Source organism: Umezawaea sp. NPDC059074 (genome assembly GCF_042738955.1).
Classification (GTDB): domain Bacteria; phylum Actinomycetota; class Actinomycetes; order Mycobacteriales; family Pseudonocardiaceae; genus Umezawaea.
This window is the reverse complement of sequence record NZ_JBHYHC010000292.1, coordinates 1-1,411: the sequence shown is the minus strand read 5'-3', so window position 1 is coordinate 1,411 and position 1,411 is coordinate 1. Positions and strand designations below refer to the sequence as shown.

General features: G+C 75.2%; 1 protein-coding gene and 1 pseudogene. Both read right to left on the bottom strand.

Annotated features, from left to right (window positions below; all coding sequences use genetic code 11):
* On the bottom strand, window positions 1-772 hold a 772-nt coding region (locus ACFWW9_RS46130), incomplete at its 3' end, for a sortase domain-bontaining protein (RefSeq protein WP_390390011.1).
* Window positions 773-780: 8 nt separating this feature from the next.
* Window positions 781-1,411 (bottom strand): annotated as a pseudogene (locus ACFWW9_RS46125) (hypothetical protein); the annotation flags it as partial.

Here is a 1,411-nt window from a genome sequence, read left to right as displayed (position 1 = left end):
GCGCGCCGACGAACCAGGTCTCCACGCGGCCCCAGCGGACCCGCGCCCAGGAGAACCCGATCACGGCCAGCAGCAGGGCCTGCAACCACAGCACGAGCGGCACCAGCGCGCTCTCGTCGCGGCGCAGCGGCAGCTCCTCCGGCAGCAGCGACGTCGGCTGGCCCGCCTTGGCCGCCACCGCGCGGTCGACCAGGGTGGCGTCCACGAAGACCGTCCGGTCGGGGCTCAGCGCGAGCCCGAACACGTCGTCACCCTCCGCGCTGGTCAGCAGCAGCCGCCCGGTGCCCGCGGCGGGCGCCTTGGGCAGCGGGTCGCCGTCGCGCCGGACACCGTCCACCCGGTAGGTGAACCGGCCCTGCCCGGTCGTGGCCACGACCTGGTCGCCCTCGCGCAGCGCCGCGATGTCGCGGAACGGCCCGCCGAACGTCGCCGCCCGGCCCAGCAGGACGGCGACACCGGGCTGACCGGGCAACGGGCTGGTGCGCAGGTGGCCGGGCCCCTCGGCGAGCCGGGCGCCCGCCGTGCCCTCGACCACGACCTCGTTCAGGCCGAGGCCGGGGACCTCCAGCACCGCGATGGGCGTGCCCGGCTCGATCACGCCACCGGTCGGCATCTCGATCGCCGCCAACTGCTCGCGAACCTGCGCGTAGAGCAGGTCCTGGCCGCGGTCGTGGCGCACCGAGCCGACCAGCACCACATAGGCGACGAAGCCGAGCGTCCCGACCGCCACGACCGCGAGGACACGGGTCAGCAGCGCCATCTCCCACGACACCGCGCTCCTCACTCCGCCCCTCTCCCGAACCGGGCGGCCAGCCAGCGGCGGACCGGGTGGCCCGGCGTGCCGAGCGCGGGCACGAGCGGCACCAGCACGGCGGCCAGCAGCCCGACGCCGAGCAGCACCGGCAGGATCCACCGCGCGAACGACGACGAGTCCGCCCTGGTCGCCGCGCTGGTGACCGGCTTGCCGACGCTGGACGGCGTCGACCCGGACGGGTCCGGCGGCACGGGCGCGGAGGCGGGACCGGTCGGCGTCGTGGTCCGGTTGGCTCCCCCGACGACGTTGTTGGTGGTCGGCGATCCCCCACCGCCGGTGTTCGGATCGGGCAGTCCCTTGGCCGGGTCGGTGATCACGTCGTCCGGCGGCGCGGGCACGTCGCCCTTCTGCTCGCGCACGGCCGTGGCGGCGTTGCGCGTCTGGAGCTTGAGCGGGTCGCTGAGGGCGAGGTAGCCCAGGGGCAGGTTGCCGATCTCCACGCCGTACTGCTGCCCACCGTCCGCCGCGTACTCCAGGAACTTGGCGTAGTTCTCCGCCTCGGCCTGCGGCAGCCCCGAGGTCGGCACGCCCGCGTACACGACGGTGGTGCCGGGGTAGCCCTGTCCGTCGAGCTTCGACTGGTCGACCGCGAGCATC